A 1,101-nucleotide genomic window follows, 5' to 3' on the forward strand; every position below is an offset into this window, starting at 1 on the left:
CTTGAGGTGCCGCGAGGGGTTGTCGGTTCGGTGCGGCGCCGTCGTGGCTGGTCGCTCCCCCACTCTCGGCTTCGCTCGAGCGGGGGGACCCCCATCGCGGCGGAGCCGCAGATCGACACCGCCCCGCGCCCCTTTGGGGGCACTCAAGTTCCCGCCCGCAGCCCGTCGCACAGCACCGCCAGGGCCAGCTCGGGATTCGCGCCCGCGTTCGCCCGGTGACGCAGGGCCAGCAGGATGCCCGACAGGATCGCCATCAGGTCCGCGATGCCGATGTCGGCGCGGATCGAGCCGGCGGACTGGGCGCGGGTCAGCAGCCGGCCGATCACGTGGTGGAGGTCGGCGGAGGTCGCGTCGACCGTCGCCTGGACCTCGGGGCCCGCGTGGGCGATCGCGTCGATCAGGTCCGCCTTCGTCACCGCGTCCGTCACCAGCCGGTCGAGCACCGTGAACAGGGCTGCGCCCGGGTCGTCCGCGTCGCGCAGGGCGTGGGCCTCGGTGAGGAGCGGGTCGAGGCGCTCGCGCATCACCGCCTCGAACAGGCCCTCCTTCGTGGGGAAGTGCCGGTACAGCGTGCCCGGCCCCACACCCGCCTGGCGTGCGATCTCGTCCAGCGACACCGAGAGCCCCTCGGCGGCGAACGCCTCCCGCGCCACAGCCAGCAGCCGGTCCCGGTTGCGGCGGGCGTCGGCGCGCAGGGGCCGGTTCTCAGTGGCCATCTCCGGGTCTCCATCGTCGTGAATCAGATAAACGGGGCGCTGTCTCCGGTACGATGTGGTCAACCGGGGCGAGCTCTCCGATTTTAGTCCCGTTTTCCTCGACGAAGGTGAACACCATGGCTACCGCTACCGGCACCGCGTTTCTCTCCCTCGACTACGTCACCTACATCGTCGACAACTTCAGTCACGACCCCTCCGTTGCCGAGCGCGCAGCACACGCCCTCGCCGCCGCCCGTACGGCCGGGCTGCCCGTCTTCCATGTCGTCCCGCAGGGCATGAGCGAGCAGATCCACCCGCTCCTGACCCCCGTCGAGGGCGAGACCGTGCTGACCAAGACCAGCTTCAGCGCCTTCGCCACCACCGACCTTCGTGAGCTGCTGGAGGC

The 1,101-nt window shown here is 70.8% G+C and carries 2 protein-coding genes; one reads left to right on the forward strand and one right to left on the reverse strand.

The annotated features are described in order from the left end of the window. Window positions 1-143 precede the first annotated feature (143 nt). A complete protein-coding gene (locus tag G3I60_RS43625; RefSeq protein ID WP_164608544.1) occupies window positions 144-716 on the reverse strand; it encodes a TetR/AcrR family transcriptional regulator in 573 nt (190 codons plus the stop codon). A gap of 116 nt (window positions 717-832) precedes the next feature. Here G3I60_RS43625 and G3I60_RS43630 point away from each other — a divergent pair. Further along, a partial coding sequence (locus G3I60_RS43630; RefSeq protein WP_164608545.1) for an isochorismatase family protein occupies window positions 833-1,101 on the forward strand: 269 nt, incomplete at its 3' end.

This window comes from Streptomyces sp. SID13666 (genome assembly GCF_010548325.1).
GTDB classification, from domain to species: Bacteria; Actinomycetota; Actinomycetes; order Streptomycetales; family Streptomycetaceae; genus Actinacidiphila; species Actinacidiphila fildesensis.

Bases quoted from the DNA above. Each gene is read 5' to 3' on its own strand.
- G3I60_RS43625 (WP_164608544.1), bottom strand. From the start codon at position 716: ATGGCCACTGAGAACCGGCCCCTGCGCGCCGACGCCCGCCGCAACCGG.